Origin of the sequence: Coprococcus sp. AF99-45 (assembly GCF_027663865.1) — a bacterium.
In the GTDB taxonomy this organism is placed as follows: Bacteria; Bacillota; Clostridia; order Lachnospirales; family Lachnospiraceae; genus Allocoprococcus; species Allocoprococcus comes.
In genome coordinates this window covers 25,453-51,806 of sequence record NZ_JAQDGZ010000012.1, presented here as the reverse complement: position 1 = coordinate 51,806, position 26,354 = coordinate 25,453, and the positions used below count along the sequence as shown (strand labels likewise).

The following is a 26,354-nucleotide window of genomic DNA, read 5'->3' as shown; positions in this document are numbered from 1 at the left end:
TTTCCTGTTAGATAAAAGGTGCTACGTGCCTCAAATGTGCCAGGACGCATTTGGGTTCAATTTAGAATTGAGGATGATTATATGGAGAAAGAAATAGATCTGCGCCGGCTTGTGATCAAAGCTTTCCATATTACTGAGGTGGATGAAGGCGGAGAAAATAGAGTGACAGCATCTGGAAAGATGACGATCGAGAAGAAAATACTGGATGAAATTTTACTGAAATATCCACAACTTTCCAAATTAGATGTACAGATTATAAGACCGGGAGAACATGACCGCTATACCAATACGATGATGGATATCATTCCGATATCGACCAAAGTACTTGGAAAGATTGGGGACGGGATTACGCATACGCTCACCGGCGTTTATGTAATCCTTACCGGTGTAGATGAAAACGGAAAACAGGCACACGAATTTGGGTCCAGTGAAGGCAATCTGAAAGAGAAGCTGTATCTGAACCGTGCGGGTACTCCGGGGGATGATGATTATATTGTGTCATTTGATGTTGTTCTGAAACCTGGAATGGGACAGGAAAGAGAAGGTGTACTTGCAGCTCACCATGCCTGTGACGAGTTTATCCAGATTTTCCGGGAACAGATGAAGAAGTTTAGGGGCGATCTCTGCACAGAGAGACATGAGTACCATGATGTGGTTCGCCCAGGAAAAAAACGTGTTTTGATCGTAAAACAGGTTGCTGGACAGGGTGCGATGTACGATACTTCGTTATTTGCAAAAGAGCCTTCGGGAACTGAAAACGGTCGCTCGATCATTGATATGGGAAATATGCCGGTGATCGTTACACCAAACGAATATCGTGACGGAATTATCCGTTCTATGCAGTAGGAGGTGCGATTATGGGAATTGGACCATCGACAAAGGAAACATCACTACACCATTTCAGGGATCCTCTTCTTGATGTGGTATCATCGGATGAAGATCTGGATCTGATGGGAATCATAATTGTTGGAACGCCGGATGATAATACAGATAAATTGCTTGTTGGAACCCGTGCGGCAGTATGGGCGGAAGCTATGCGGGCAGACGGAGTTATCCTGTCGTCCGATGGATGGGGAAACAGTGACGTAGATTTCGCAAATACGGCTGAACAGATGGAAATCAGAGGAATTCCGGTAACTGGGCTGAAATTCAGTGGTACAGTTGGCCAGTTTGTGGTAGAAAATGAACATCTGGGAGAAATTCTGGATATCAATAAAAGTGAAGAGGGCATTGAGACAGATGTACTCGGAGAAAATAATGTGACGGAGCTGGATGCGAAAAAGGTTACTGCAATGCTGAAGCTGAAAATGCGGAAAAATGAGAAGCGTTAAGGTTTTGAAAATTGAAGAAAACTGTCAAAAGTAAAGCTGGCAGGGAAAGAAGATATAGAAAAGTCCTGTTGAGAATCCGGATTCGATATTCAGATTCTGACAGGACTTTTGCTGTTTAATTTTCTGCGGTATCTTCGATAATATGGTTACGGATGATCGCGCGGATACTTTCGTTAAGATATGGCTTCAATTCTTCAAACGACATCGGATCGTTGTCCAGAATCGTGCTGTATGAAGTAGAACTTGCAAGTTCTATGATCAGAAACAGCATAGTTTCCGGCGCACGAAGTTTGATTGTCGGATGATCCAGAAGGATATTACTAAAATATGCAAGAATTTCACCCTCATCATCCTGCATATTATTGGTGATAGCCTGTCTGAAAATGCCCCAGCTGAGATTCTTAGAGATAAATCTCAGAATCAGTTTATTTTTCTGCATGGTATTTAAAACGTAATCTACAATAAAAATAATCTTATCTTCGAATTCGGGGATGTCGGCTGTCTCCAGAGCTTTGTGTGCTCTCTGGAAAAGTCGGCTGGCTGTCCGTGCGATCAGCCGGTCGCGTATCTCGTATTTGTCTGCAAAATATAAATAGAATGTTCCCTTCGCAACTCCGGCCTTTTTTGCTATATCGCTGATTGATGTTTTCTCAATTCCCTGATTCAGAAATAAATCGTATGCGCTTTGAAAGAGAGCATCCATTTTCTGATGCTTGTTTTCATCTACTTTTCCCATGATTCATTCCTCTTTTCCTTTGAATTATCTTTATTATAAAATCAAAATGACTCAGAGTCAACTTTTTTGTAGAAAAATATTGACTTGTGGTCATTTTTGAGTTATAGTAAGTGCGAGCTAGAAAATGACCAGTAGTCAAAAAGAAGAAAGCATACCGACAGGAAAGTCAGTAGAGGCTTACAGGAGGTTTTTAAACATGAAGAACAGGGAATACAGAGTATTAGTTACACTTGCACTTATGGCATCGCTTGTAGTTGGAAATATTGCAGGAACATCTGTAAATGTACAGGCGGCAGATAATAAAGATAAAAGCACAGAGACAAAGAAAACAAGCGAAACAAAAACAAGCAGCAGCGCAACACCTACAAAAGATGAGACTGTATATGTAAAAGTAGATGACGCAGGAAACCAGAAAGATGTTACGGTATCGGATCAGCTGAAAAATATTTCGAGTCTTGGAACCATTGATGATGTATCAGATCTGAAAGATATCAAGAATGTAAAAGGTGATGAAACCTTTTCTGAAAATAACGGTAAACTGGTATGGCAGGGAGATAAGAAAGATATCTGCTATCAGGGAACAACCACAAAGAAGATTCCTGTAGGAATGAAGGTTACTTATGAACTTGACGGAAAGAAAGTCAGCGCAGATGATCTGGAAGGAAAGAGTGGACACTTAAAGATTCATTATGAATATCAGAATACAAGTGCTGACAGCGGAAAATACACACCATTTTTGATGGCAACCGGGCTTCTGATGGATGGCGAGAAATTCTCAAATGTAACTGTTGACAATGGGAAAGTAATCTCAGATGGTGACAGAGATATCGTGATCGGAATGGGACTTCCACAGTTGAAAGAACAGCTTACATCAGTTAGTAGCAAGGTGGATGATCTGGATATCCCGGATTCCTTTACAGTAGAAGCAGATGTGACAGATTACGAAAAAGTAGAAGCCGTTACAGTTGCAACAAACGAAGTGTTCAATGAAGTAGGTACCGATAAATTTGACAGCCTGGATGAACTGAAGGATTCTATGACAGAACTTCAAGATGCATCAAACAAACTTGTAGATGGTTCCGGACAGTTGAAAGACGGACTGGATACACTGCTTTCTTCATCAGGAACACTGGTAAGCGGAATTGATCAGCTGGCAAGTGGTGGAAATACATTGGCTGGTGGAACTGGTAGTCTGGTGAGTGGAATGCAGAGTGCTAAAACGGGATCTTCACAGTTAGCTGGTGGTGTAAAGGCATTAAGTGATGGCGTGAGTGGTATGCAGGCTCAGGTTAGCGATGGAGTGAAAGATTTATCGAATGGAGTTTCTTCAGTGCAGGCAGGTGTAGAGACAATCCATGGAATCGCAGAACAGGCTGATAAAGGAGTGGACTTGGCAAAAGACGGAGCAAAAGGTTTGTGCGCAGGTTTGGAAACGGCATCTAAAAGTGCAGGGGAAATAGCGACTGCAGCTAGTGCTGCGTTAGGCAGAAATCAGCAGACTGTACAGGTAGAACAACAACAGGAAGTCACAGTAGATAATTCAGATATCTATAATCAGATAGCAGCTTTGGCAGAACAAATGACGGATGAGAATGATAAGGCAGCAGTAGAAAATGTACTTAATCAGATCAGTGCAACAAAAACACAGACAGTAGATGTTCAGGCGGAAGTAGAAGTGGAGAATCCGTATGTGACCGCATTGAATGGTATAGCTAGTGGAGCTGATGCACTCAGTAAACAGTTGTCTGCTAATGGAGAAATAGGTGGAGGGGCTGCTACATTATATGGAACTTTAAGCAGCACACAAGGAGCAACCGTTAAGGCGGCAACAGCAGGACTTAGTGGAGCTCTTGCTTCAGACGGTAGTTTGCAGAGAGGAATATCATTGCTCCAGAGCGGAGTTGGAGAAATGGGAACAAAACTCGGAGCTGGAACGAATGAACTGTTAAGTGGAATTGGAACATTGCAGAAAGGTGCTGACAGTTTGGATTCTGGATTGGGTACTCTTACAAGCGGCGCATCCCAGCTCAATAGTGGAGCCGGAACTCTTTCAACAGGTCTGAACACTCTCCAGAGCAGCACAGGAGCGCTGGTATCTGGTGTAGAACAGCTTGATTCCGGAGCGGCTGAACTGAACAGTGGTATGATCCAGTTCAACGAAGAAGGAATTGAAAAACTGGTAAGCGTATTTGACGGGGACATCGATGCACTTCTTGATAAGGCGAACGAGCTTCTGGATGCATCCAAAGAATACAAGAACTTCTCTGGAATCGCAGACGGAATGGATGGAAGCGTAAAATTCATTTTCGTGAGTGATAAATAATGGATAGAACATGGGAGACAGGTTTTGAATCTGTCTCCTTTTCGTATTAAGAGTGCAGGACATTAGATTTGTTGACTCATTTTTAAGTTTTATAATTTTGAATCAAGTATTTAAGCTTGTTGTATTGATTGGCGTTTACATTTTGCAATTCTAAGTCAAGCATTTAAGCTTGTTATATTGATTCGCTTTTGCGTTTTGCGATTCTAAGTCAAGCATATAAGCTTGGTTGTATTGATTGGTTTTGAATTTTTCTGATTCTTAATCAAGTTTTCAACTTCATTTTATTGATTTGCTTTTAATGTTTGCGATTTAAAGTCAAAAAATTCATCCATTTTTATTGATTTGATTTTTGATTATGCAATTCAAGGTCAAAATTTGTGATCTGCTTGCTTGACTTTTTAACAGTATATAATATTGAATCAAATTTCAAACCTTGTTTTGGTGACTCTATTTTAGAATTTACAATTTCAAGTCAACTTTGGAATATAAGGCTGAATTATTTTCTGGTTTTTATGCGTGTTCCGCAATCATTTCTTGAAAATATAAGATATGTATAAGAAAATACGAATGAAAAAAATGCCGGGAAGTCAAAGAAGCTTTCCCGGCATAAATATCTGTATTTATTTAACAAAAAATCTAATACCGCAACTGTATCCCCTGCTCCTCAATCCAGTCTTCGAGTTCATCCTGGGAATCAGCGGCCCATTCGGAGTTGGAGCCTGCTTTGAATTCGTCTTTTAGATCTTCCTGCACCAGTTCTTTTGAAAATACGGGTTTTTCGTCTGTACGGGGATCTTTCGGGTTATCTATCGGTCTTGAACTACTCATATTTTCACGTCTCCTTTACTTTTGGAAAGAAAAAACATGACCCCTCGAGGTCATGTCTTTTCTTTTTGGTATGTCATTGAGAGGTTTTTCCTCGTTGCATTGCAGTTTGCCTTATATACAAAGCTGGGGAATGCTCCTACAAAGAGGATGTATATATAAATTGGAGTTTTATCATTGCAAGATCATTCTTGGGGGAAACGACCGGCAACAATATAACTGCAATAACAACCAATGTTGTAGCTTAATCAAGTCTTTATTAAAAAGCGGTATCCTTGTGTTGGAAACCGCCCTTGGTTTAGCTCTCTGATTAAGTTGGTTACACTATATCACTTTATCACGGTAGTGTCAACAAGAAAATGGTAAATTTATGAATAAATTATGCACTAAAATCTGTACAAAGCGGTCAAGCGTACGTCTACTGTAGATTAGCGGTACTGGATCAGTTCTTGGACAGGTTTACGTGCTGGTGCGGTCGGTTGGATGGCTGGATGACCGATCGCAATCAGGGCAGATACATTCAGAGTATCGTCAAGACCAAGTAGTTCTTTTACCTTTACCTCATCGAAAATACCCATGACAACTGAACCGATTCCGCATTCATGAGCAGCGAGCTGGAAGGTCTGCGCAGCGATACCGGCATCAAACCTTTCCCATTTATCCTTTTTTGAGGTGGAATAAGCTCCGTCCTTTTCGTAACCGCTTTTCCCCGGAACGGAAGCGAGAACAACCAATACCGGTGCACCAAGAATGATGCCTGTATTCCATTCAAATCCCATGACAGCTTCTTTGGCAATTTTGTTTTTGAGAGCTGTTTCTTCTATTATAATATATCTTGCTGTCTGCGTATTCTTCCAGGATGGAGCGTAGGCACTTGCTTCTACGATTTTCTCGATCACTTCATGTGAGACAGGCTCCTCTGTAAATTTGCGGATCGTTCTTCTTGTTTTGATTGCATCTAATGTCTGCATAGTATGCGTCCTCCTTCTATTCTATATAAGATGATGTGGGGAAAGATCGAAAGACAGGCTGCATTTAGCGAAGAAGCCTATGGATCTGGTACCCCGCTGAATATGAGAATATTATACTGCAAAAAGGGAATAAGAAAAATAGCACAAAAGGAGAAGATTTTTCAAGAAAATTTTGTATGAAAAAAAGTACAAAAAATAAAATAAAATGCTTGCAAAATGTAGAAACATCGGGTATACTAAAAAAGCTGTGACATGATAGCAAAGAAGCGCGAGGTTGCTGCCGAGAAGAATGGCAGGTTTTCCGTGGAGCGAATGTCAAGTTAGGAAACTGGCGACAAGTCACTGTACGAAATCATAACAGCTGCTGAGATGCAGTAACAACGTGTGAGTTTCTCACGACACACACGGGGAAGTGTACAGTCACCGCTTGTCGTACTGAGGTTTAAGTACGAAAAGGAGGCGACTTTTTTTATGGCAAGTCAAGTAATGAGAATCACATTGAAGGCATATGATCATCAGCTTGTAGATGCATCTGCCAAGAAAATTATCGAAACTGTAAAGAAAAATGGAGCAAAGGTTAGCGGACCGGTACCGCTTCCGACAAAGAAGGAAGTTGTAACAATCTTAAGAGCGGTTCACAAATACAAAGATTCCAGAGAACAGTTCGAACAGAGAACCCATAAGAGACTGATCGATATCATTGCACCGACACAGAAGACTGTAGATGCTCTGTCAAGACTGGAAATGCCAGCTGGTGTATACATCGATATCAAAATGAAGAACAAATAAGTTCTAATAAATTAAAACACAGTAGTTCCTAATATTTAGGATGAACACCCATAAGGGCGTTCCGCTGTAAATCACAGGAGGTAAAATAAAATGAAGAAAGCTATCTTAGCTACCAAAGTCGGAATGACTCAAATCTTCAACGAAGATGGAGTGCTTACTCCGGTAACTGTTCTTCAGGCTGGACCATGTGTTGTAACACAGATCAAAACCGTTGAAAATGACGGATACAGCGCAGTTCAGGTTGGATTCGTTGACAAGAAAGACAAAATTGTTAACGTTGACAAGAACGGAAAGAAAGAAATCGTGCACAGACACGGTGTTACAAAGGCTGAAAAAGGACACTTTGACAAAGCCGGAGTAACAGGAAAGAGATTTGTAAAAGAATTCAAATTCGAGAACGCTGATGAATATCAGTTAGCTCAGGAAATTAAAGCAGATATCTTTGAAGCTGGCGACAAAGTAGACGCAACAGCAATTTCCAAAGGTAAAGGATTCCAGGGTGCTATCAAGAGACACAACCAGCACAGAGGACCTATGGCTCACGGTTCTAAGTTCCATCGTCATGCTGGTTCCAACGGTGCTGCATCTGACCCGAGTAAAGTATTTAAGGGCAAAAAGATGCCAGGACACATGGGAGCAAAGAAGATTACAATTCAGAACCTTGAAATCGTAAGAGTAGACGTTGAAAACAACCTTCTTCTGGTTAAGGGCGCAGTTCCGGGACCAAAGAAATCTCTTGTAACGATTAAAGAATCTGTAAAATCTATCTAAGATTGGCACTAGGAAAGGAGGAACATACAGATGGCAAACGTATCTGTTTACAATATCGAAGGTAAAGAAGTTGGAACAATCGACTTAAATGATGCTGTATTCGGTGTAGAAGTAAACGAACACCTTGTACACATGGCAGTTGTAAGCCAGCTTGCAAATAAACGTCAGGGAACACAGAAAGCGAAAACTCGTTCAGAAGTTTCCGGCGGCGGAAGAAAACCATGGAGACAGAAAGGTACCGGTCATGCAAGACAGGGATCTACAAGAGCTCCGCAGTGGACAGGCGGTGGAGTAGTATTCGCTCCGACACCGAGAGATTACTCTTTCAAACTTAACAAGAAAGAAAGAAGAGCAGCTCTCAAATCCGCTCTGACATCAAGAGTAGAAGAAAAGAAATTCATCGTTGTTGATGAAATTAACTTTGATGAAATCAAGACAAAGAAATTCCAGGATGTTCTTAACAACCTGTCAGTATCCAAAGCTCTCGTAGTTCTGGAAGACGGAAACAAAAACGCAGAACTTTCAGCTAGAAACATTGCTGATGTTAAAACTGCTAAGACAAACACAATCAATGTGTATGACATCCTGAAATACAATACAGTAATCGCAACTAAGGCTGCTGTACAGGCAATCGAGGAGGTGTACGCATAATGGCAAACATTCAGTATTATGATGTAATCCTTAAACCGGTAGTAACCGAAAAGACAATGGCTCTTATGGCTGACAAGAAATACACATTCCTTGTACACACAGAAGCTAATAAGACTCAGATCAAAGAAGCTGTAGAAAAAATGTTCCCAGGAACAAAAGTTGCTGGCGTTAACACAATCAACATGGACGGAAAGAACAAACGAGTTCGCGGAACCATGACATTCGGAAAAACAGCTAAGACAAAGAAAGCAATCGTTCAGCTGACAGAAGAATCAGCAGAGATCGAAATCTTCCAGGGACTGTAAGAAACTGGAACCTAAACGGTGCAAATCCGTGACAAAAATAACTAGCAAAATGCGAAAGGAGATAGAGTAATGGGAATTAAAACATACCGCCCATATACACCTTCCAGAAGACATATGACCGGCTCTGATTTCTCAGAAATCACAAAAGCAACACCGGAGAAATCTTTAGTAGTTTCTCTGAGCAAGACTGCCGGACGTAACAATCAGGGTAAAATCACTGTTAGACACCGCGGAGGCGGAGTTAAGAGAAAATATAGAGTAATCGACTTCAAACGTAAAAAAGATGGAATTCCGGCAACTGTAATCGGAATCGAATACGATCCGAACAGAAGTGCTAACATCGCACTTATCTGCTACGCTGATGGAGAAAAAGCTTACATCATCGCACCAGAAGGACTTACAGACGGAATGAAAGTTATGAACGGACCAGAAGCAGAAGTAAGAGTAGGAAACTGCCTGCCGCTTTCAGCTATCCCGGTTGGTACACAGGTTCATAACATTGAGCTTCATCCTGGAAAGGGCGGACAGATGGTTCGTTCAGCAGGAAACAGCGCACAGCTCATGGCTAAAGAAGGAAAGTATGCAACACTTCGTCTTCCTTCAGGAGAAATGAGAATGGTTCCGATCGAATGCCGCGCATCAGTTGGTGTTGTTGGAAATGGCGATCACAACCTTGTAAACATTGGTAAAGCAGGACGTAAACGTCACATGGGTATCAGACCTACAGTTCGTGGTTCCGTTATGAACCCGAATGATCATCCGCATGGTGGTGGTGAAGGTAAGACTGGAATCGGTCGTCCGGGTCCGTGCACTCCTTGGGGTAAACCGGCACTTGGTCTTAAGACTCGTAAGAAAAACAAACAGTCTAACAAGCTGATCATCAGAAGAAAAGACGGTAGAGGAATCAAATAGTTAATTTTCAAGGAGGTTAGAACCTATGGCTCGTTCACTTAAAAAAGGACCATTCGCAGACGCAAGCCTGCTTAAGAAAGTGGAAGCAATGAACGCATCAGGAGACAAAGGTGTTATCAAAACATGGTCTCGTCGTTCTACAATCTTCCCGATTATGGTTGGACATACAATCGCAGTTCATGATGGAAGAAAACATGTTCCGGTATATGTAACAGAAGATATGGTTGGACATAAACTCGGAGAGTTCGTAGCAACCAGAACATACAGAGGACATGGAAAAGACGAAAAGAAATCGAAAGTTAGATAATATTTAACGTATTGAAAGGAGGTTTCATCCCATGGCAAAAGGACATAGAAGTCAAATTAAGAGAGAAAGAAATGCAAACAAGGACACCAGACCTTCAGCTAAGTTATCTTACGCCAGAGTTTCTGTTCAGAAAGCATGCTTCGTATTAGATGCCATCAGAGGTAAGGATGTAACAACAGCGCTTGGTATTTTAACATACAATCCAAGATACGCTTCAAGCATTATAAAGAAATTATTGGAATCAGCTATCGCAAATGCTGAGAATAACAACGGTATGAGTGTTGAAAACCTTTATATTGAGGAATGCTACGCAAATAAAGGACCAACAATGAAGAGAATCAGACCGAGAGCACAGGGCAGAGCTTACAGAATCGAAAAGAGAATGAGTCATATTACACTTGTGCTTAATGAAAGATAAGGAGGGCAATAATGGGACAGAAAGTTAATCCTCATGGCTTAAGAGTCGGTGTTATCAAAGACTGGGACTCTAAATGGTATGCAGAAAAAGATTTTGCTGACTATTTAGTAGAAGATCATAAAATCAGAAAATTTCTGAAGAATAAATTATACAGCGCAGGAGTTTCTAAGATTGAAATCGAAAGAGCTTCTGATCGTGTTAAGATCATCGTTTATACTGCTAAACCGGGTGTTGTAATCGGTAAAGGCGGTTCTGAGATCGAAAAAGTAAAAGCTGAACTTCAGAAAATGACAGATAAGAAAGTTATCGTTGACATCAAAGAAGTAAAAAGACCTGACAAAGATGCTCAGCTCGTTGCTGAAAACATCGCACAGCAGCTGGAAAATCGTATTTCCTTCCGTCGTGCAATGAAATCTTGCATGTCAAGAACTATGAAATCAGGAGCACTTGGTGTTAAGACATCCGTATCCGGACGTCTCGGCGGAGCTGATATGGCTCGTACAGAGTTCTACAGCGAAGGAACTATTCCGCTTCAGACACTGAGAGCAGACATTGACTATGGCTTCGCTGAAGCAGACACAACTTACGGAAAAGTTGGTGTTAAGGTATGGATTTACAAAGGCGAAGTACTTCCAACAAAGGCAGGTAAGGAAGGGAGCGATAAATAATGTTAATGCCAAAAAGAGTAAAACGTAGAAAACAGTTCCGTGGCTCCATGAAAGGTAAAGCATTAAGAGGAAACAAGATCACGAACGGTGAATATGGTCTTGTAGCAATGGAACCATGTTGGATCAGATCTAACCAGATTGAAGCTGCCCGTATTGCTATGACACGTTACATCAAACGTGGTGGTAAGGTTTGGATCAAGATCTTCCCTGATAAACCAGTAACAACGAAACCGGCTGAGACACGTATGGGTTCTGGAAAAGGAACTCTTGAATACTGGGTAGCTGTAGTTAAGCCAGGACGTGTAATGTTCGAACTTGCAGGAGTACCTGAAGAAGTTGCGAAAGAAGCATTACGTCTTGCTATGCACAAATTACCATGTAAATGTAAAATCGTTTCTCGTGCAGACTTAGAAGGCGGTGATAACAGTGAAAATTAAGACATTTGTAGAAGATTTAAAAGCAAAATCTGTTGCAGAATTAAATGAAGAATTAGTAGCTGCTAAAAAGGAACTCTTCAATCTGAGATTCCAGAACGCAACAAATCAGTTAGATAATACAAGCAGAATCAAAGAAGTAAGAAAGAATATCGCAAGAATCCAGACAGTGATCACAGAAAAAAGCCAGAATGCTTAATTAGGTGATATTCAGAAAGGAGTATAACCGTGGAAAGAAACCTGAGAAAAACGAGAGTTGGTAAGGTTGTAAGCAACAAGATGGACAAGACAATCGTCGTTGCAGTAGAAGACCATGTAAAACATCCGCTTTACAATAAGATCGTAAAAAGAACTTACAAACTGAAAGCGCATGATGAAAATAATGAATGCAATATTGGTGATAGAGTAAAAGTTATGGAGACAAGACCGTTATCTAAAGATAAGAGATGGAGACTTGTTGAAATCGTAGAAAAAGTTAAATAGTTTGACTTTGATAAAAGTATAAGGAGGTTTACCTGCATGATACAGCAAGAAAGCAGATTAAAAGTAGCAGATAATACAGGTGCTAAAGAATTACTCTGTATCCGTGTATTAGGCGGTTCTACAAGAAGATATGCAGCTATCGGTGATGTAATCGTTGCTTCGGTTAAAGATGCAACACCAGGCGGCGTTGTTAAAAAAGGTGATGTCGTTAAAGCTGTAGTTGTTCGTACTGTAAACAGCACTCGTCGTAAAGATGGATCATACATCAGATTCGATGAAAATGCTGCTGTTATTATTAAAGATGACAAAAACCCAAAAGGAACTCGTATTTTTGGACCTGTAGCCAGAGAACTTCGTGAGAAACAGTTTATGAAAATTGTTTCACTGGCTCCGGAAGTACTGTAAGGAGGTTCGAGTATGTCAACAATGAAGATCAAAAAAGGCGATACCGTTAAAGTTATCGCTGGAAAAGATAAAGACAAAGAAGGCAAAGTAATCGCAGTAGATCAGAAAAACGGTACAGTCCTGGTAGAAGGCGTTAACATGAGAACAAAACATGCTAAACCAAGCGCTTCTAATCCGGAAGGCGGAATCCTTCATCAGGAAGGACCGATCGATGCATCTAACGTAATGTATGTTCACAAGGGAAAAGCTACAAGAGTAGGTTTCAAACTTGATGGAGACAAAAAAGTACGTGTTGCAAAATCAACAGGCGAAGTAATTGATTAGTTCTAGGAAGGAGGTCAAAGGCTTTGAGTAGACTTAAAGAACAGTACCAGAACGAGATCATTGACGCAATGATCAAAAAATTTGGTTATAAGAATATTATGGAAGTGCCGAAGCTCGACAAGGTTGTTATCAACATGGGCGTTGGCGAAGCAAAAGACAATGCAAAAGCATTAGACTCAGCTGTAGCTGATATGGAAAAGATCACTGGACAGAAAGCAGTTCTGACCAGAGCTAAAAATTCAGTAGCTAACTTCAAAATCCGTGAAGGAATGGCTATCGGATGCAAAGTTACTTTAAGAGGAGAAAAGATGTATGAGTTCGTTGATCGTCTCATCAACCTTGCACTGCCTCGTGTACGTGACTTTAGAGGAGTTAATCCGAACGCATTCGACGGAAGAGGTAACTACGCTCTTGGTATCAAGGAGCAGCTTATCTTCCCAGAAATCGAATATGATAAAGTAGATAAGGTTAGAGGTATGGATGTTATCTTCGTAACAACTGCTAATACAGACGAAGAAGCACGTGAATTGTTAACACAGTTCAACATGCCATTCACAAAATAAGGAGGAAATTTTCATGGCAAAGACAGCAATGAAACTGAAACAGCAGCGCAAACAGAAATTCTCTACAAGAGAATATAATCGTTGCAGAATCTGTGGACGTCCACATGCATATTTAAGAAAATATGGAATCTGCCGTGTATGCTTCCGTGAACTGGCATACAAAGGTGAAATTCCGGGCGTAAAGAAAGCAAGTTGGTAGAAAAGGAGGATAATCCACAATGACTATGAGTGATCCAATTGCAGATATGCTTACAAGAATCCGTAACGCAAACACTGCAAAACATGATACAGTAGATGTTCCGGCTTCAAAGATGAAGATCGCTATCGCTGACATTCTCGTTAACGAAGGATACATCACAAAATATGACATCGTAGAAGAAGGAAACTTCAACACAATCCGCATCACATTAAAATATGGTGCAGATAAGAACGAAAAAGTTATTTCTGGAATCAAAAAGATTTCTAAACCAGGTCTTCGTGTTTACGCTGGTAAAGACGAACTTCCGAGAGTACTTGGAGGACTTGGAACTGCAATCATCTCTACAAATCAGGGCGTGATTACAGACAAAGAAGCCAGAAAGCTCGGCGTAGGCGGAGAAGTTCTTTGCTTCGTATGGTAATAACCAGATAAAATGGAGAAAACGAATGAAATCATATTTCCTGTGATTTCATTCGATACTCAATAAATTGCAACTGAAAACAGAGCAGCCATAAGGTGCTGTTCCGAAAATGTAAGTGTAGGAGGTAAAAGGTATGTCACGTATCGGAAGACATCCAGTAGCGATCCCGGCAGGCGTAACTGTTGAAATCGCAGAGAAGAATGTAGTGACTGTTAAAGGTCCTAAGGGAACTCTCGTAAGAGAACTTCCAGTTGAAATGGAAATCAAAAAAGAAGGCGAAGAAGTTATCGTAACAAGACCGAACGATCTCAAGAAGATGAAATCTCTTCATGGTCTTACAAGAACACTGATCAACAACATGGTAATCGGTGTTACTGAAGGATATGAAAAAGTTCTTGAAGTAAACGGTGTAGGTTACAGAGCTTCCAAATCAGGAAACAAATTAACATTGAATTTGGGATACTCTCACCCGGTTGAGATGGAAGATCCGGAAGGAATCGAAACTGTTCTTGACGGACAGAACAAAATCATCGTTAAGGGAATCAGTAAAGAAAAAGTTGGCCAGTACGCAGCTGAAATCAGAGATAAGAGAAGACCGGAACCTTATAAGGGCAAGGGAATCAAATATGCTGATGAAGTTATCAGACGTAAAGTTGGTAAAACTGGTAAAAAATAAGTAAGGAGAGTGTGAACAAATGGTTAGTAAGAAATCAAGAAGCGAAGTTCGTGTAAATAAACATAGAAAACTGCGTAACCGTTTCAGTGGTACAGCTGAAAGACCGCGTCTCGCTGTGTTTAGAAGTAATAATCATATGTATGCTCAGATTATTGACGATACAGTTGGAAACACTCTGGTTTCCGCTTCCACTCTTCAGAAAGATGTGAAAGCAGAACTGGAAAAAACCAACAACGTTGAAGCAGCAGCATACCTTGGAACAGTAATTGCAAAGAAAGCAATCGAGAAAGGTATCACTTCTGTTGTATTTGACAGAGGAGGATTTATCTATCACGGAAAAATCAAAGCATTAGCAGACGCAGCAAGAGAAGCTGGTTTGAATTTCTAGAAGGAGGACGGACACATGAAACAGGAACGTATTGATGCTAATCAGTTAGAACTTACCGAAAAAGTAGTATCAATCAAACGTGTTACCAAAGTTGTTAAGGGTGGTCGTAACATGAGATTCACAGCTTTAGTAGTTGTTGGCGACGGAAACGGCCATGTTGGTGCAGGTTTAGGAAAAGCAGCTGAAATTCCGGAAGCAATCCGCAAAGGAAAAGAAGATGCTATGAAGAAACTTATCAAAGTTACTTTAGATGAAAACGACAGTATTACACATGATTATATTGGAAAATTCGGAAGTGCTTCTGTACTTCTGAAAAAAGCTCCGGAAGGTACTGGTGTTATCGCAGGTGGACCGGCTCGTGCCGTAATCGAACTTGCAGGTATCAAGAACATCCGTACAAAATCTCTCGGATCTAACAACAAACAGAACGTAGTACTTGCTACTATCGAAGGTTTAAGTCAGCTGAAAGCTCCAGAAGACGTAGCTAAACTTCGCGGTAAAACTGTAGAAGAGATCTTAGGCTAGGGAGGAGATTACAATGGCAAATTTAAAAATCACATTAGTAAAATCAACAATCGGTGCTGTTCCGAAACACAGAAGAACAGTAGAAGCATTAGGCCTTAAGAAGGTTAATAAGACAGTTGTCCTTCCGGATAACGCTGCAACCAGAGGAATGGTTCAGCAGGTAAGACATCTGGTAAAAGTAGAAGAAGAAGCATAAATCTTAGATAGGAGGTGTCACAATGGACTTATCTAATTTAAGACCGGCTGACGGATCAAAACATAGCGATAATTTCAGAAGAGGTCGTGGACACGGCTCAGGAAATGGTAAGACTGCTGGTAAGGGACACAAAGGTCAGAAAGCTCGTTCCGGAGCTCCGAGACCAGGTTTCGAAGGTGGACAGATGCCATTATACAGACGTATTCCTAAGAGAGGTTTCACTTGCAGAAACTCTAAGGAAATCGTTGGAATCAATGTCAGTGCTCTTGAAGTATTTGACAACGATGCAGTAGTTTCTGTTGAAACTCTGATTGAAGCAGGAATCGTAAAACATGCCAGAGATGGTGTTAAAATTCTTGGAAATGGAGAGTTAACCAAAAAGCTTACTGTTCAGGCAAATGCATTCAGCGCAGGTGCTGTAGAAAAGATTGAAGCTGTTGGTGGAAAAGCAGAGGTGATCTAATGCTACAAACATTCCGTAAAGCATTTCAGATTGAAGACATACGGAGAAAAATATTGTATACCCTTGCAATGCTGTTTGTAGTAAGACTCGGATCTCAGCTTCCGACACCGGGAGTTGATCCGACCTATATTCAGAATTTCTTTGCGAACCAGACCGGTGATTCGTTTAACTTTTTTAACGCTTTCACCGGCGGTTCGTTTGAGACGATGTCCATCTTTGCATTGAGTATTACCCCGTATATCACATCTTCCATTATCATCCAGCTTCTTACAATTGCAATTCCAAAGCTTGAGGAAATGCAGAAAGAAGGGGAAGATGGAAGAAAGAAGCTTACCGCATTAACTCGTTATGTGACAGTTGTGCTTGCTCTGATTGAATCTACAGCTATGGCTGTTGGATTTGGACGTCAGGGACTTTTGGAAAAGTTCAATTTTGTAAATGCTGCAATTGTAGTTCTTACATTAACTGCAGGATCTGCATTCCTTATGTGGATCGGGGAACGAATTACAGAAAAAGGAGTGGGAAATGGTATTTCTATTGTCCTGCTCATTAACATTTTATCACGTATTCCAAGTGATATGACCTCACTGTATGAGAAGTTCATCAGCGGCAAAGGTCTTGCCAGTGGAGGACTTGCAGCAATCATCATCATTGCAATCATTCTCGTACTTGTAGTATTTACGGTAATACTTCAGGATGCGGAGAGACGAATTCCGGTTCAGTATTCGCAGAAAGTACAGGGGAGAAAATCAGTAGGTGGACAGTCAACGAACATTCCGCTGAAGGTTAATACCGCCGGAGTAATTCCGGTTATTTTCGCTTCATCTATTATGCAGTTCCCGGTTGTAATTGCTTCATTTATGGGCAAGGGCAACGGAAAAGGCATCGGAAGTGAAATCCTCAGAGGCTTAAGTTCAGGAAACTGGTGTAATCCGAATAAGATTTACTATTCCTGGGGACTTATAGTATATATCGTACTTACGATTTTCTTTGCATATTTCTATACGAGCATTACTTTTAACCCGTTGGAAATTGCAAATAATATGAAAAAAAGCGGTGGATTTATCCCAGGTATCAGACCTGGAAAACCTACTGTGGACTACTTAAATAAGATATTAAATTATATTATCTTTATTGGTGCATGCGGACTTGTAATTGTACAGGTAATTCCGTTTGTGTTCAATGGTGTGTTTGGAGCGAATGTATCATTCGGGGGAACTTCTCTGATCATTATCATCGGTGTTGTTCTTGAGACACTCAAACAGATTGAGTCTCAGATGCTCGTTCGTAATTACACAGGATTTTTGAATGTCAAAGGAAAATCTATGAAAAATAGTTTTCTTGGATATTAAAACAATTGTAGCCCGTTGTCTTTTAGAGTATAATCAAAGACAACGGGCTCTTTTGCCATTATGACATTTGAAGGAGGAATAGTAAAATGAAAATCATTATGTTAGGTGCTCCTGGTGCAGGAAAAGGTACACAGGCAAAAAAAATTGCCGCTAAGTACGGAATTCCTCATATTTCAACAGGAGATATTTTCCGCGCAAATATTAAGAACGGAACTGAACTTGGAAAGAAAGCGAAGACTTATATGGATCAGGGACTTCTTGTTCCGGATGAATTGGTTGTAGATCTTGTTGTAGACCGTGTGAGTCAGGATGACTGTACGAAGGGATATGTACTGGACGGTTTTCCACGTACAATTCCACAGGCTGAGGCGCTTGATAAGGCACTGGAAGCGAAGGGACAGAAGATGGACTATGCAATCGATGTAGATGTTCCGGACGAGAATATTGTAAAGCGTATGGGTGGAAGACGCGCATGCGTAGGATGTGGCGCAACTTACCATCTTGTATATGCTGCACCAAAGAAAGACGGAATCTGTGATGTCTGCGGAGGAGAGCTGATCCTTCGTGATGATGACAAACCGGAGACAGTTGAAAAGAGGCTGCATGTATATCATGATCAGACACAGCCGCTGATCGATTATTATACAAAAGCGGGAATTCTGAAAAGCGTTGATGGAACAGTGGATATGGAAGATGTATTCGGAGCCATTGTTTCTATATTAGGAGAGTAACAGATGCCGATTACGATTAAATCAGAAAGAGAAATTGAACTGATGACAGAAGCCGGAAGGATTCTGGGGATCGTACATAAGGAACTGGAGAAGGCATTAAAACCAGGAATGAGTACACTGGATATCGATGCATTAGGTGAAGAAGTTATTCGCAGCTATGGCTGCGAACCTTCTTTTCTGAATTACAATGGATATCCGGCGTCTATCTGTGTTTCTGTAAATGATGAAATCGTTCATGGGATTCCGTCAGCAAAGCACCTCATAAAAGAAGGTGATATTGTGAGCCTGGACGCAGGAGTGATCTACAAAGGTTATCATTCCGATGCTGCAAGGACACATGCTGTCGGTGAGATCAGACCGGATCTTCAGAAACTGATCGATGTAACGAGGGAAAGCTTCTTCGAAGGAATAAAGTTCGCAAAAGAAGGCAATCATCTGTATGATATATCCCGAGCAATCGGTGATTATGCGGAAAGCTTTGGATACGGTGTTGTCAGGGAACTGTGCGGACATGGAATCGGGACCAGTCTTCATGAATCACCGGAGATTCCGAATTTCCAGATGCGAAGAAGAGGACCGAAGCTGAAAGCCGGAATGACACTGGCAATTGAGCCGATGGTCAATCTCGGAACAGAGCGGATTCGCTGGATGAGTGATAACTGGACGGTAGTGACGGCAGACAGAAAAGAATCAGCACATTATGAAAATACAATTCTGATCACAAAAGACGAACCGAAGATCCTGTCGATTGCAGATGGAAATGTATAACAGAACAGAGGAACAGAAAATGGATAGATGGGAAACAGGAATGCTTGCGAAATCTCTGGCCGGTCATGATAAAGATAAGGTATATGTGATCGTCGGACTGGATGAACAGTTTACATATCTTGCAGACGGGGAGAGGAAAACGCTTCAGAGTCCAAAGAAAAAGAAAAAGAAACATGTACAGCTCATTAGAGAACAACATGAGATTTCCGAAGCGGATGATGTAAAGCTGAAACGGATATTAAAAGAATATAAGATGTCAGAAAAGAAGGAGGACAAATAAATGTCTAAAGCAGATGTAATTGAAATCGAAGGAACAGTAGTAGAAAAACTTCCGAATGCCATGTTTCAGGTAGAACTGGAAAATGGACATCAGGTACTTGCACATATCAGCGGAAAGCTGCGTATGAACTTTATCAAAATTTTACCGGGTGACAAAGTTACTCTGGAACTGTCACCATACGATTTATCTAAAGGAAGAATTATCTGGAGAGATAAATAAAATATTACTTGACAAAACTAAAATCCAGGTGATATAATTTTATGCGAACTGTGCGAGGGACTTTTTCTGCGCACAGGGGGAAAATGCAGACCAGGCAAGGTATGAAAGGAGGATTTGACGTGAAGGTTAGATCATCAGTAAAACCGATTTGCGAAAAATGCAAAGTTATCAAGAGAAAAGGAAGCGTCAGAATTATCTGCGAGAATCCGAAACATAAACAGCGTCAGGGATAGGTTCTGAACACTTAATGAAAGCAAGCCACAGGCGCAGCTTGAATTTAGTGAAAAGACCGCTCCCAAGCCTTAGTGACGACGAGCCGTAGGCGACAGAGGAACTTAGGCGCACGGAGCAGCGAAAGACAGATTTATGTAAACTTAATTAGGCGGCTGATAGAGGATACGCCAGGGTGTGTGTAGAGCGTTATCCACTATTTAATATACATGAACACCACGGGCAAGTGGTTTCTAGTATATTGCTTAAAAACCGGCGGTCATTAGCCGAGAGATCGGTTGCCGGAAAGGATGCGGATACCGAACCGCATCTGGGCTGGGATATCGGACGTGTCTGAGGCATTGGATACATTTTGAAAAGTCCGGTAGGGCTCTTTTTGATAACGGGATGCCCGCAGCCTCATTATAGGACAATGTGAAACCAAAAAAAGAAAGAAAATGGAGGAAATCACAAATGGCTCGTATTGCAGGTGTAGATTTACCAAGAGACAAACGTGTAGAAATCGGATTGACTTATATCTATGGAATCGGAAGAACAAGTGCAACCCGTATTCTCGCAGAAGCAGGAGTTAATCCTGATACTCGCTGCAGAGATCTTACAGATGACGAAGTTAAAAAGATCAGTGCAGTGATCGATGAAACTCAGACAGTTGAAGGTGATCTTAGAAGAGAGATCGCTCTTAACATCAAGAGACTTCAGGAAATCGGATGCTATAGAGGAATCCGTCACAGAAAAGGACTTCCGGTTCGTGGTCAGAAGACAAAGACCAATGCAAGAACAAGAAAAGGTCCTAAGAGAACAGTAGCAAACAAGAAGAAATAATTTCGACAAATAATAAAAAGGAAAGTGTAGGTTAGTTTAAATGGCTAAGAAAGTTACAAAAAAAGTGACAAAAAAACGTGTCAAGAAAAACGTTGAACGCGGACAGGCACATATCCAGTCATCTTTCAATAATACAATCGTTACTTTGACAGATGCACAGGGAAATGCTTTATCATGGGCAAGTGCCGGTGGTCTTGGTTTTAGAGGTTCAAGAAAATCTACTCCATACGCAGCTCAGATGGCAGCTGAAACAGCAGCTAAAGCAGCTCTGCCGCATGGTCTTAAATCAGTAGACGTATTCGTAAAAGGACCAGGTTCAGGAAGAGAAGCAGCAATCCGTGCTCTTCAGGCATGCGGAATTGATGTAACAAGCATCAGAGACGTAACACCGGTACCACACAATGGATGCCGCCCGCCGAAGAGAAGAAGAGTCTAGTCGAATTATTATAGGAGGATACGAACATGGCAGTAAATAGAGTCCCGGTTCTTAAAAGATGCCGTTCCCTTGGAATGGATCCGGTATATCTTGGAATTGATAAAAAGTCTAACAGACAGTTAAAGAGATCCAATAGAAAAATGAGCGAGTATGGTCTTCAGTTGCGTGAAAAGCAGAAAGCTAAATTCATCTATGGTGTATTAGAAAAGCCGTTCCTGAACTACTTCAAGAAAGCAGATCAGATGAGCGGAATGACAGGTGAAAACCTGATGGTTCTTCTTGAATCAAGACTGGATAACGTAGTATTCCGTCTTGGATTTGCAAGAACAAGACGTGAAGCAAGACAGATCGTTGATCACAAACAGGTTCTTGTTAACGGAAAACAGGTTAACATCCCTTCTTACCTCATTAAAGCAGGTGATGTGATCGAGATTAAAGAAGGTAAAAAATCTTCACAGAGATACAAAGATATCGTAGAAGTTACAGGTGGACGTCTTGTTCCAGAATGGCTTGAATCAGATATCGAAAACCTGAAAGGAACAGTTAAAGAACTTCCTACTCGTGAAGCAATCGATGTTCCAGTTGACGAAATGATGATCGTCGAGTTATATTCTAAATAGAACGCATTCATATAAAATGCAATACTTAACGAACCTGATTCCTGGGTTCGTTAAGGTTCTGTTAGGAAATATCCTGTTTTTTATCGAAAACAGGACAAAAACTGACACCCTCAACATACAAAAACCCATAAGGAGGGACCAAAATAGTGTTTGATTTTAATAAACCTAATATTGAAATTGCAGAAATTTCAGATGATAAGAAGTATGGCAGATTTGTTGTAGAACCACTTGAAAGAGGATATGGTACAACACTTGGAAACTCTCTGAGAAGGATTATGCTTTCTTCTCTGCCGGGAGCTGCAATCAGCCAGATTAAAATCGACGGAGTATTGCATGAGTTCAGTTCTATTCCGGGCGTAAAGGAAGACGTAACTGAAATTATCATGAACTTAAAAACACTCGCAATTAAGAATTCTTCCGAGACAGATGAGCCGAAAACAGCTTACATCGAATTTGAGGGAGAGGGCGTAGTTACAGCTGCTGATATTCAGGCAGATTCTGATATTGAAATCATGAATCCGGAAACTGTAATCGCTACACTTAACGGCGGTGCAGACAGCAAGCTTTATATGGAACTGACTATCACAAAGGGAAGAGGATATGTAGGTTCTGATAAGAATAAGACAGAAGATATGCCGATTGGTGTGATTCCGATCGACTCTATCTATACACCGGTTGAGCGTGTAAATCTTACAGTTCAGAATACTCGTGTCGGACAGATTACCGATTATGATAAACTCACACTTGATGTTTATACAAATGGTACTCTTGCACCGGATGAAGCAGTCAGCCTTGCTGCAAAAGTATTAAATGAACATCTCAAGCTCTTTATTGATCTTTCTGAAGTTGCTCAGTCAGCGGAAGTTATGATTGAAAAGGAAGACGATGAAAAAGAAAAAGTTCTTGAAATGAGTATTGATGAACTTGAACTTTCTGTTCGTTCATATAACTGTCTGAAGAGAGCAGGAATCAATACTGTAGAAGAACTTACAAACAGAACATCAGAAGATATGATGAAAGTTCGTAACCTTGGACGTAAATCTCTTGAAGAAGTTCTTGCTAAATTAAAAGAACTTGGTCTTGAACTCAGCCAGGGAGACGAATAAGGAGTTCCCGTTTCGCATGTGAATACAGGCAGAAACACTGACACACGATCTGGCTAGTAAGCCCGATGAAAGCATAACCAGATGGCATATCCGCAGTAAGACCGAAAGTGCATGCCGGTATGTCCCGAATAATGGAGGATAAAAAAATGGCAAAGTATAGAAAACTTGGAAGAACAGCAAGTCAGAGAAAAGCATTACTGAGAAATCAGGTAACAATGCTTCTTCAGCACGGAAAAATCAGAACAACAGAAGCTAAAGCTAAAGAAATCCGTAAGATCGCAGAAGGTCTTATCGCTTCAGCTGTAAAAGAAAAAGATAACTTCGAAGAAGTTACAATCAAAGCTAAAGTTGCTAAGAAAGATGCAGAAGGCAAGAGAGTTAAAGAAGTAGTAGATGGTAAGAAAGTTACTGTATACGAAGAAGTTGAAAAGACAATCAAAAAAGATAATCCGTCAAGACTTCATGCAAGACGTCAGATGCTGAAAGTACTTTACCCTGTAACAGAAGTTCCGACTGCTGCAGCTGGAAAGAAGAAAAATACAAAAGAAGTTGATCTGGTAGACAAACTGTTTACAGAGATCGCTCCGAAGTATGCAGACCGCAACGGCGGATATACAAGAATCATCAAAATTGGACAGCGTAAAGGTGACGCTGCAATGGAAGTTATTCTTGAGCTTGTATAATCAAATGAGATCGAAAGCCACAGGCATTTATGTCTGTGGTTTTTTGTGTATATAGTGAGCTGGTCTGCTCGATTTCTACCTTTCTTTCTGATAAAAGTCAGTGTATAATAGAAAACATCTGAAAAGAATGTCCTTTAACAGACGTGAAGGAGGAACGACATGGGACGTGTAGGACGATTTATTTTAAAGGTTGCGGCAGTATTGATATTGATTGTATCGGCGGGTACATTTGCACTTTCTTTATTTACAGGAGAGACAAGAAATGGGGATAATCTGCAAAGCGAGTTCGATTATCTGATCACAGTGGGAATTTCACAGAGTGGAGAAGAAAGCTCATGGAAGGATGCAAATACAGCGTCTTTTATGGATACATTTGTCAAATCAAACGGCTATGAAGCGGTGTATGCAGATGCAGGTAGCGATCAGGAAAAACAGATTGAAGATGTGGAAGGATTTATAAAACAGGGTGTGGACTATATCATTCTGAATCCGATTTCTGAAATTGGCTGGGATGATGTGCTGGAAGATGCAAAAAAGGCACATATTCCTGTAATCCTTGTGAATAACGGTGTTGATACGGATGACAGCAGTCTGTATTCGTGCATGCTTGGAAGTGATTACGGAAAACAGATGAAAAAGGCAGGAAAATGGTTGGATGAATATCTGAAAGAAGAGGAGGAGAAAAAGGCAGAGAAAGAAAAGGCGGCTTCTGAGGCACCGACTCAGGAAGAATCGGAACAGACGGACAGTGAAGATACGGAAGTAAATACAGACAGTTCAAAAGCGACAGATAGCAGTGCATCCATTTTTAATAAAATTATGAAAAGCAGTTCAACGGCGAAGGATGAGGCGGATTCGACAGAGGAGGAGCAGACAGAAGAAGACATTACCATCAAGATCGCCGCGATTCAGGAATCCATCGGCTCGGAAGAGCAGCTGACGAGAGCGCAGGGATATCAGACTATGCTGGAGAGGTATTCGGACTGGGAGATGGTGGCACAACAGACCGGTGACAATTCCAGAGAAGAGGCAGAGAAAGTCATGAAACTATTTCTTGAGCAGGAACCGGATTTACGGGTAGTGTTTGCTGAGAGTGACGAGATGGCACTGGGAGCCATCGATGCGATCGGGAAATCAGGAAAGACCTGTGGAGAGGACGGAGATATTATTGTGATTTCATTTGGTGGAAGCAAAGCGGGGATCGAAGCTGTAAAAGAAGGTAAATTGAATGTAACCTTTGAATGCAATCCTGGCCAGGGACCGAAAGCGGCAGAACTGATCCAGAGACTGGAATCGGATATTTCCATTGATAAGGAACAATACGTGGAAGAAACATATTTTGATGGAACTATGGATTTGGATGAAATTATAGAAAACAGAACATATTAAAGGCAGGAAGAAGAATGATAAAAGTATTTTTGGTTGAAGATGAAATTATTATCAGAAATGGGATCAAGAACAGTATTAATTGGGAAATGCATGGATATGACTTTGTCGGAGAGGCAAGTGATGGAGAACTTGCGTTACCGATGATTCTTGAAAAAAAACCAGACATCCTGATCACGGATATTAAGATGCCTTTTATGGATGGACTGGAACTCAGTGAGCAGGTTAAAAAAGTACTTCCGGCTACGAAAATCATGATTCTGAGTGGATATAATGAGTTTGATTATGCAAAGATGGCGATTAAGATCGGTGTAACCGATTACCTTCTGAAGCCAATTTCTTCAGAAAAATTGTTGGATGCAGTTAACAAAGTAGCAGAAGAAATCCGGAAAGAGCAAAGTGAAAAAGAGCAGATGAATCAATATGCCCGTGAAATGCAGGAAAACAAAGAAAGTGAAAAGTTTCAGTTTTTCAATCAGGTGTTTGCAGGAAGTATGCCATTTGGAGAATGTCTGGAGCAGGGAAAGCAGCTGGGAATTGAAATCAGTGCAGAGGGATATTGTGTGATCCTCTTTAAGATCATTATGATCGATCATCCGATGGATTATAACGAGGATATTGTAAGTGCAACTGAAGATATAGAAAATCTGAGTGAGCAGACAGAAAAGCTCCTGTGGTTCCGGAGAGGTGTAGAAGGATGGGGATTTATTGCACAGGGAGCTGTTGGTGAAGAACTGACTGCGAGAGCTCAGACATTTAGGGAAGATCTGGAAAAAGTTCTGGAAAAATATAAAAATCTGGAATATTTTGGAGGAATTGGAAGTCAGGTGGGGAGGTTCAGTGAGATAAAAAGATCCTACAATGATGCAAACAGAGCCTTTGCGGAGCGTTTTTCGAGAAGTTTGAGACAGTTTGTGAGTTATTCAGAGGTTCATCAAGTGGGGGTTCAAAATGACGTTGAGATGCACAGACTCGGAACCATGGCGGAGAATCGGAAAATGCTGGAGCGTTTCCTGAAGACAGGAACGGAAAATGAAGTAAAAAGCTTTATGGATGCATATTTTGATGCAATTGGTGAGCAGAACCTGCAGTCGATGATGTTGAGACAGTATATTGTAATGGATACTTTTATCAGCGTTCAAAGTCTGGGAGATAGTTTGAACATTGAAAAAGAAGATATTGAAAGAGAGCTTGGCGATGTGCAGGAGGTATCGCAGTATGTGCAGGAACTGGAGGCAACGAGGAAGTACCTGGAAAATATAGTCAGACGAATGATCCGGTTAAGAGAGCAGGCATCGGGCAGACGCTATTCAGAAATTATTGAAAAAGCGAGAGATTATATCGGACAAAATTATATGTCAGAGAATATTTCACTGAACCTGGTGGCTTCGAGCGTCAACATCAGTCCGAGCTATTTCAGCTCTTTGTTTAGTCAGGAGGTTGGCTCAACCTTTGTAGAATATCTGACGGGTGTTCGTATGGAAAAAGCAAAAGAGCTTCTGATGTGTTCGGATAAGAGGACATCGGACATCGGATATGAGGTGGGATACAAAGATTCCCATTATTTCAGCTATATATTCAAAAAGACACAGGGATGTTCGCCGAAGGAATTCCGTTCAAGAGGAAGGGGATAAAA

At 41.0% G+C, this 26,354-nt stretch carries 40 protein-coding genes; 37 read left to right on the top strand and 3 right to left on the bottom strand.

Features of this window, described 5'->3' with window-relative positions; genetic code table 11:
• Positions 1-81 precede the first annotated feature (81 nt).
• Positions 82-846 (top strand): proline reductase cluster protein PrdD, encoded by a 765-nt coding sequence (gene prdD, locus PGR14_RS10045; protein WP_022220194.1) that lies wholly within the window; start codon positions 82-84, stop codon positions 844-846.
• A gap of 11 nt (positions 847-857) precedes the next feature.
• Positions 858-1,331 (top strand): glycine/sarcosine/betaine reductase component B subunit, encoded by a 474-nt coding sequence (locus PGR14_RS10040; protein ID WP_008372507.1) that lies wholly within the window; start codon positions 858-860, stop codon positions 1,329-1,331.
• 115 nt (positions 1,332-1,446) lie between these two features.
• Here PGR14_RS10040 and PGR14_RS10035 read toward each other — a convergent pair whose 3' ends face one another.
• Entirely contained in the window at positions 1,447-2,067 is a 621-nt protein-coding gene (locus tag PGR14_RS10035; RefSeq protein ID WP_270223328.1) for a TetR/AcrR family transcriptional regulator, read from the bottom strand.
• Positions 2,068-2,263: 196 nt separating this feature from the next.
• Between PGR14_RS10035 and PGR14_RS10030 the strand changes: the two genes are divergently transcribed.
• Positions 2,264-4,390 carry a hypothetical protein gene (locus PGR14_RS10030; protein WP_270223327.1) on the top strand — a complete coding sequence of 709 codons (2,127 nt, stop codon included), beginning with the start codon at positions 2,264-2,266 and terminating at the stop codon, positions 4,388-4,390.
• A 636-nt stretch (positions 4,391-5,026) separates the two neighbouring features.
• Here the strand turns inward: PGR14_RS10030 and PGR14_RS10025 are convergent.
• A complete protein-coding gene (locus tag PGR14_RS10025) occupies positions 5,027-5,218 on the bottom strand; it encodes a hypothetical protein (RefSeq protein WP_008372514.1) in 192 nt (63 codons plus the stop codon).
• A 425-nt stretch (positions 5,219-5,643) separates the two neighbouring features.
• Complete coding sequence (locus PGR14_RS10020; protein WP_055248943.1) at positions 5,644-6,186, bottom strand: nitroreductase family protein; 543 nt, start codon at positions 6,184-6,186, stop codon at positions 5,644-5,646.
• Between the two features lie 471 nt (positions 6,187-6,657).
• Here PGR14_RS10020 and rpsJ point away from each other — a divergent pair, with 471 nt between their 5' ends.
• The 34 genes from rpsJ to PGR14_RS09850 all read left to right on the top strand — a co-directional run bounded on the left by rpsJ (position 6,658) and on the right by PGR14_RS09850 (position 26,352).
• Positions 6,658-6,975, top strand: coding sequence for a 30S ribosomal protein S10 (rpsJ, locus tag PGR14_RS10015; protein WP_008372521.1), 318 nt, complete (start codon positions 6,658-6,660; stop codon positions 6,973-6,975).
• 90 nt (positions 6,976-7,065) lie between these two features.
• A complete protein-coding gene (gene rplC, locus PGR14_RS10010; protein ID WP_008372522.1) occupies positions 7,066-7,746 on the top strand; it encodes a 50S ribosomal protein L3 in 681 nt (226 codons plus the stop codon).
• A gap of 30 nt (positions 7,747-7,776) precedes the next feature.
• Positions 7,777-8,397 carry a 50S ribosomal protein L4 gene (gene rplD / locus PGR14_RS10005; protein ID WP_008372524.1) on the top strand — a complete coding sequence of 207 codons (621 nt, stop codon included), beginning with the start codon at positions 7,777-7,779 and terminating at the stop codon, positions 8,395-8,397.
• Positions 8,397-8,702 (top strand): 50S ribosomal protein L23, encoded by a 306-nt coding sequence (rplW, locus tag PGR14_RS10000; protein WP_008372525.1) that lies wholly within the window; start codon positions 8,397-8,399, stop codon positions 8,700-8,702. The genes rplD and rplW overlap by 1 nt, the downstream gene beginning before the upstream one ends.
• Positions 8,703-8,771: 69 nt before the next feature.
• Positions 8,772-9,614, top strand: coding sequence for a 50S ribosomal protein L2 (gene rplB, locus PGR14_RS09995; protein ID WP_022220192.1), 843 nt, complete (start codon positions 8,772-8,774; stop codon positions 9,612-9,614).
• Positions 9,615-9,639: 25 nt separating this feature from the next.
• Positions 9,640-9,921, top strand: coding sequence for a 30S ribosomal protein S19 (rpsS, locus tag PGR14_RS09990; RefSeq protein WP_008372528.1), 282 nt, complete (start codon positions 9,640-9,642; stop codon positions 9,919-9,921).
• Between the two features lie 31 nt (positions 9,922-9,952).
• Positions 9,953-10,339, top strand: coding sequence for a 50S ribosomal protein L22 (gene rplV / locus PGR14_RS09985; protein ID WP_008372530.1), 387 nt, complete (start codon positions 9,953-9,955; stop codon positions 10,337-10,339).
• Positions 10,340-10,350: 11 nt separating this feature from the next.
• Entirely contained in the window at positions 10,351-11,007 is a 657-nt protein-coding gene (gene rpsC, locus PGR14_RS09980) for a 30S ribosomal protein S3 (RefSeq protein WP_008372532.1), read from the top strand.
• Positions 11,007-11,444, top strand: coding sequence for a 50S ribosomal protein L16 (rplP, locus tag PGR14_RS09975; RefSeq protein WP_008372535.1), 438 nt, complete (start codon positions 11,007-11,009; stop codon positions 11,442-11,444). The genes rpsC and rplP overlap by 1 nt, the downstream gene beginning before the upstream one ends.
• Positions 11,434-11,640: a 50S ribosomal protein L29 gene (gene rpmC / locus PGR14_RS09970; RefSeq protein ID WP_008372537.1), complete on the top strand. Its 207-nt coding sequence runs from the start codon at positions 11,434-11,436 to the stop codon at positions 11,638-11,640. The genes rplP and rpmC overlap by 11 nt, the downstream gene beginning before the upstream one ends.
• Positions 11,641-11,669: 29 nt before the next feature.
• On the top strand, positions 11,670-11,924 hold the full coding sequence (gene rpsQ, locus PGR14_RS09965) for a 30S ribosomal protein S17 (RefSeq protein ID WP_022220191.1): 255 nt from the start codon (positions 11,670-11,672) through the stop codon (positions 11,922-11,924).
• A 36-nt stretch (positions 11,925-11,960) separates the two neighbouring features.
• Positions 11,961-12,329, top strand: coding sequence for a 50S ribosomal protein L14 (gene rplN, locus PGR14_RS09960; protein ID WP_008372541.1), 369 nt, complete (start codon positions 11,961-11,963; stop codon positions 12,327-12,329).
• 12 nt (positions 12,330-12,341) lie between these two features.
• Positions 12,342-12,653 (top strand): 50S ribosomal protein L24, encoded by a 312-nt coding sequence (rplX, locus tag PGR14_RS09955; RefSeq protein ID WP_022220190.1) that lies wholly within the window; start codon positions 12,342-12,344, stop codon positions 12,651-12,653.
• Positions 12,654-12,676: 23 nt separating this feature from the next.
• A complete protein-coding gene (rplE, locus tag PGR14_RS09950) occupies positions 12,677-13,216 on the top strand; it encodes a 50S ribosomal protein L5 (protein WP_008372545.1) in 540 nt (179 codons plus the stop codon).
• Between the two features lie 13 nt (positions 13,217-13,229).
• Positions 13,230-13,415: a type Z 30S ribosomal protein S14 gene (locus tag PGR14_RS09945; protein ID WP_008372546.1), complete on the top strand. Its 186-nt coding sequence runs from the start codon at positions 13,230-13,232 to the stop codon at positions 13,413-13,415.
• Positions 13,416-13,434: 19 nt separating this feature from the next.
• Positions 13,435-13,836: a 30S ribosomal protein S8 gene (gene rpsH / locus PGR14_RS09940; protein ID WP_008372548.1), complete on the top strand. Its 402-nt coding sequence runs from the start codon at positions 13,435-13,437 to the stop codon at positions 13,834-13,836.
• Positions 13,837-13,969: 133 nt separating this feature from the next.
• Positions 13,970-14,512, top strand: a complete 543-nt coding sequence (rplF, locus tag PGR14_RS09935) for a 50S ribosomal protein L6 (protein WP_008372550.1) — start codon at positions 13,970-13,972, stop codon at positions 14,510-14,512.
• 19 nt (positions 14,513-14,531) lie between these two features.
• Positions 14,532-14,900 (top strand): 50S ribosomal protein L18, encoded by a 369-nt coding sequence (gene rplR, locus PGR14_RS09930; RefSeq protein WP_008372552.1) that lies wholly within the window; start codon positions 14,532-14,534, stop codon positions 14,898-14,900.
• A gap of 15 nt (positions 14,901-14,915) precedes the next feature.
• On the top strand, positions 14,916-15,425 hold the full coding sequence (rpsE, locus tag PGR14_RS09925) for a 30S ribosomal protein S5 (RefSeq protein ID WP_008372554.1): 510 nt from the start codon (positions 14,916-14,918) through the stop codon (positions 15,423-15,425).
• A gap of 13 nt (positions 15,426-15,438) precedes the next feature.
• Positions 15,439-15,621 (top strand): 50S ribosomal protein L30, encoded by a 183-nt coding sequence (gene rpmD, locus PGR14_RS09920; RefSeq protein ID WP_008372557.1) that lies wholly within the window; start codon positions 15,439-15,441, stop codon positions 15,619-15,621.
• A gap of 22 nt (positions 15,622-15,643) precedes the next feature.
• A complete protein-coding gene (gene rplO / locus PGR14_RS09915) occupies positions 15,644-16,084 on the top strand; it encodes a 50S ribosomal protein L15 (protein ID WP_008372558.1) in 441 nt (146 codons plus the stop codon).
• Positions 16,084-17,436, top strand: a complete 1,353-nt coding sequence (secY, locus tag PGR14_RS09910) for a preprotein translocase subunit SecY (protein WP_055157798.1) — start codon at positions 16,084-16,086, stop codon at positions 17,434-17,436. The genes rplO and secY overlap by 1 nt, the downstream gene beginning before the upstream one ends.
• An 86-nt stretch (positions 17,437-17,522) precedes the next feature.
• Entirely contained in the window at positions 17,523-18,167 is a 645-nt protein-coding gene (locus PGR14_RS09905) for an adenylate kinase (protein ID WP_022220188.1), read from the top strand.
• Between the two features lie 3 nt (positions 18,168-18,170).
• Entirely contained in the window at positions 18,171-18,935 is a 765-nt protein-coding gene (gene map, locus PGR14_RS09900) for a type I methionyl aminopeptidase (RefSeq protein ID WP_055157793.1), read from the top strand.
• 19 nt (positions 18,936-18,954) lie between these two features.
• Positions 18,955-19,215 (top strand): KOW domain-containing RNA-binding protein, encoded by a 261-nt coding sequence (locus tag PGR14_RS09895; protein ID WP_055157816.1) that lies wholly within the window; start codon positions 18,955-18,957, stop codon positions 19,213-19,215.
• Positions 19,216-19,434, top strand: a complete 219-nt coding sequence (gene infA / locus PGR14_RS09890) for a translation initiation factor IF-1 (RefSeq protein ID WP_004607275.1) — start codon at positions 19,216-19,218, stop codon at positions 19,432-19,434. It begins immediately after the preceding gene.
• Between the two features lie 119 nt (positions 19,435-19,553).
• Positions 19,554-19,667, top strand: coding sequence for a 50S ribosomal protein L36 (rpmJ, locus tag PGR14_RS09885; protein WP_005339020.1), 114 nt, complete (start codon positions 19,554-19,556; stop codon positions 19,665-19,667).
• Positions 19,668-20,118: 451 nt separating this feature from the next.
• The gene (rpsM, locus tag PGR14_RS09880) at positions 20,119-20,487 is read left to right on the top strand and encodes a 30S ribosomal protein S13 (RefSeq protein ID WP_022220186.1); all 369 of its coding nucleotides are present in this window, start codon (positions 20,119-20,121) and stop codon (positions 20,485-20,487) included.
• A 40-nt stretch (positions 20,488-20,527) separates the two neighbouring features.
• Entirely contained in the window at positions 20,528-20,923 is a 396-nt protein-coding gene (rpsK, locus tag PGR14_RS09875; protein WP_008372572.1) for a 30S ribosomal protein S11, read from the top strand.
• A gap of 26 nt (positions 20,924-20,949) precedes the next feature.
• Positions 20,950-21,543, top strand: coding sequence for a 30S ribosomal protein S4 (gene rpsD / locus PGR14_RS09870; protein ID WP_022220185.1), 594 nt, complete (start codon positions 20,950-20,952; stop codon positions 21,541-21,543).
• A gap of 146 nt (positions 21,544-21,689) precedes the next feature.
• Positions 21,690-22,649 (top strand): DNA-directed RNA polymerase subunit alpha, encoded by a 960-nt coding sequence (locus tag PGR14_RS09865; RefSeq protein ID WP_008372575.1) that lies wholly within the window; start codon positions 21,690-21,692, stop codon positions 22,647-22,649.
• 146 nt (positions 22,650-22,795) lie between these two features.
• On the top strand, positions 22,796-23,332 hold the full coding sequence (locus PGR14_RS09860; protein ID WP_022220184.1) for a bL17 family ribosomal protein: 537 nt from the start codon (positions 22,796-22,798) through the stop codon (positions 23,330-23,332).
• 159 nt (positions 23,333-23,491) lie between these two features.
• Complete coding sequence (locus PGR14_RS09855) at positions 23,492-24,721, top strand: substrate-binding domain-containing protein (RefSeq protein ID WP_055157791.1); 1,230 nt, start codon at positions 23,492-23,494, stop codon at positions 24,719-24,721.
• A 14-nt stretch (positions 24,722-24,735) separates the two neighbouring features.
• A complete protein-coding gene (locus tag PGR14_RS09850) occupies positions 24,736-26,352 on the top strand; it encodes a response regulator (protein ID WP_055248948.1) in 1,617 nt (538 codons plus the stop codon).
• The last annotated feature ends 2 nt before the right edge of the window (positions 26,353-26,354 follow it).

What these genes read in the sequence shown, in the direction of transcription:
- rplW (WP_008372525.1), top strand. Translation starts at nt 8,397, where the DNA reads ATGGCAAACATTCAGTATTATGATGTAATCCTTAAACCGGTAGTAACC.
- rplF (WP_008372550.1), top strand. Translation starts at nt 13,970, where the DNA reads ATGTCACGTATCGGAAGACATCCAGTAGCGATCCCGGCAGGCGTAACT.
- PGR14_RS09855 (WP_055157791.1), top strand. Translation starts at nt 23,492, where the DNA reads ATGGGACGTGTAGGACGATTTATTTTAAAGGTTGCGGCAGTATTGATA.
- rplB (WP_022220192.1), top strand. Translation starts at nt 8,772, where the DNA reads ATGGGAATTAAAACATACCGCCCATATACACCTTCCAGAAGACATATG.
- rpsH (WP_008372548.1), top strand. Translation starts at nt 13,435, where the DNA reads ATGACTATGAGTGATCCAATTGCAGATATGCTTACAAGAATCCGTAAC.
- rplC (WP_008372522.1), top strand. Translation starts at nt 7,066, where the DNA reads ATGAAGAAAGCTATCTTAGCTACCAAAGTCGGAATGACTCAAATCTTC.
- rpsM (WP_022220186.1), top strand. Translation starts at nt 20,119, where the DNA reads ATGGCTCGTATTGCAGGTGTAGATTTACCAAGAGACAAACGTGTAGAA.
- infA (WP_004607275.1), top strand. Translation starts at nt 19,216, where the DNA reads ATGTCTAAAGCAGATGTAATTGAAATCGAAGGAACAGTAGTAGAAAAA.
- rpsE (WP_008372554.1), top strand. Translation starts at nt 14,916, where the DNA reads ATGAAACAGGAACGTATTGATGCTAATCAGTTAGAACTTACCGAAAAA.
- rplR (WP_008372552.1), top strand. Translation starts at nt 14,532, where the DNA reads ATGGTTAGTAAGAAATCAAGAAGCGAAGTTCGTGTAAATAAACATAGA.
- rpsD (WP_022220185.1), top strand. Translation starts at nt 20,950, where the DNA reads ATGGCAGTAAATAGAGTCCCGGTTCTTAAAAGATGCCGTTCCCTTGGA.
- rpmD (WP_008372557.1), top strand. Translation starts at nt 15,439, where the DNA reads ATGGCAAATTTAAAAATCACATTAGTAAAATCAACAATCGGTGCTGTT.
- rplV (WP_008372530.1), top strand. Translation starts at nt 9,953, where the DNA reads ATGGCAAAAGGACATAGAAGTCAAATTAAGAGAGAAAGAAATGCAAAC.
- rplN (WP_008372541.1), top strand. Translation starts at nt 11,961, where the DNA reads ATGATACAGCAAGAAAGCAGATTAAAAGTAGCAGATAATACAGGTGCT.
- rplP (WP_008372535.1), top strand. Translation starts at nt 11,007, where the DNA reads ATGTTAATGCCAAAAAGAGTAAAACGTAGAAAACAGTTCCGTGGCTCC.
- PGR14_RS10035 (WP_270223328.1), bottom strand. Translation starts at nt 2,067, where the DNA reads ATGGGAAAAGTAGATGAAAACAAGCATCAGAAAATGGATGCTCTCTTT.
- rplX (WP_022220190.1), top strand. Translation starts at nt 12,342, where the DNA reads ATGTCAACAATGAAGATCAAAAAAGGCGATACCGTTAAAGTTATCGCT.
- PGR14_RS09860 (WP_022220184.1), top strand. Translation starts at nt 22,796, where the DNA reads ATGGCAAAGTATAGAAAACTTGGAAGAACAGCAAGTCAGAGAAAAGCA.
- PGR14_RS10040 (WP_008372507.1), top strand. Translation starts at nt 858, where the DNA reads ATGGGAATTGGACCATCGACAAAGGAAACATCACTACACCATTTCAGG.
- rpsJ (WP_008372521.1), top strand. Translation starts at nt 6,658, where the DNA reads ATGGCAAGTCAAGTAATGAGAATCACATTGAAGGCATATGATCATCAG.
- map (WP_055157793.1), top strand. Translation starts at nt 18,171, where the DNA reads ATGCCGATTACGATTAAATCAGAAAGAGAAATTGAACTGATGACAGAA.
- PGR14_RS09905 (WP_022220188.1), top strand. Translation starts at nt 17,523, where the DNA reads ATGAAAATCATTATGTTAGGTGCTCCTGGTGCAGGAAAAGGTACACAG.
- PGR14_RS10020 (WP_055248943.1), bottom strand. Translation starts at nt 6,186, where the DNA reads ATGCAGACATTAGATGCAATCAAAACAAGAAGAACGATCCGCAAATTT.
- PGR14_RS09895 (WP_055157816.1), top strand. Translation starts at nt 18,955, where the DNA reads ATGGATAGATGGGAAACAGGAATGCTTGCGAAATCTCTGGCCGGTCAT.
- rpsS (WP_008372528.1), top strand. Translation starts at nt 9,640, where the DNA reads ATGGCTCGTTCACTTAAAAAAGGACCATTCGCAGACGCAAGCCTGCTT.
- secY (WP_055157798.1), top strand. Translation starts at nt 16,084, where the DNA reads ATGCTACAAACATTCCGTAAAGCATTTCAGATTGAAGACATACGGAGA.
- rpsC (WP_008372532.1), top strand. Translation starts at nt 10,351, where the DNA reads ATGGGACAGAAAGTTAATCCTCATGGCTTAAGAGTCGGTGTTATCAAA.
- rplD (WP_008372524.1), top strand. Translation starts at nt 7,777, where the DNA reads ATGGCAAACGTATCTGTTTACAATATCGAAGGTAAAGAAGTTGGAACA.
- rplO (WP_008372558.1), top strand. Translation starts at nt 15,644, where the DNA reads ATGGACTTATCTAATTTAAGACCGGCTGACGGATCAAAACATAGCGAT.
- PGR14_RS09945 (WP_008372546.1), top strand. Translation starts at nt 13,230, where the DNA reads ATGGCAAAGACAGCAATGAAACTGAAACAGCAGCGCAAACAGAAATTC.
- prdD (WP_022220194.1), top strand. Translation starts at nt 82, where the DNA reads ATGGAGAAAGAAATAGATCTGCGCCGGCTTGTGATCAAAGCTTTCCAT.
- PGR14_RS09850 (WP_055248948.1), top strand. Translation starts at nt 24,736, where the DNA reads ATGATAAAAGTATTTTTGGTTGAAGATGAAATTATTATCAGAAATGGG.
- PGR14_RS10025 (WP_008372514.1), bottom strand. Translation starts at nt 5,218, where the DNA reads ATGAGTAGTTCAAGACCGATAGATAACCCGAAAGATCCCCGTACAGAC.
- PGR14_RS10030 (WP_270223327.1), top strand. Translation starts at nt 2,264, where the DNA reads ATGAAGAACAGGGAATACAGAGTATTAGTTACACTTGCACTTATGGCA.
- rpsK (WP_008372572.1), top strand. Translation starts at nt 20,528, where the DNA reads ATGGCTAAGAAAGTTACAAAAAAAGTGACAAAAAAACGTGTCAAGAAA.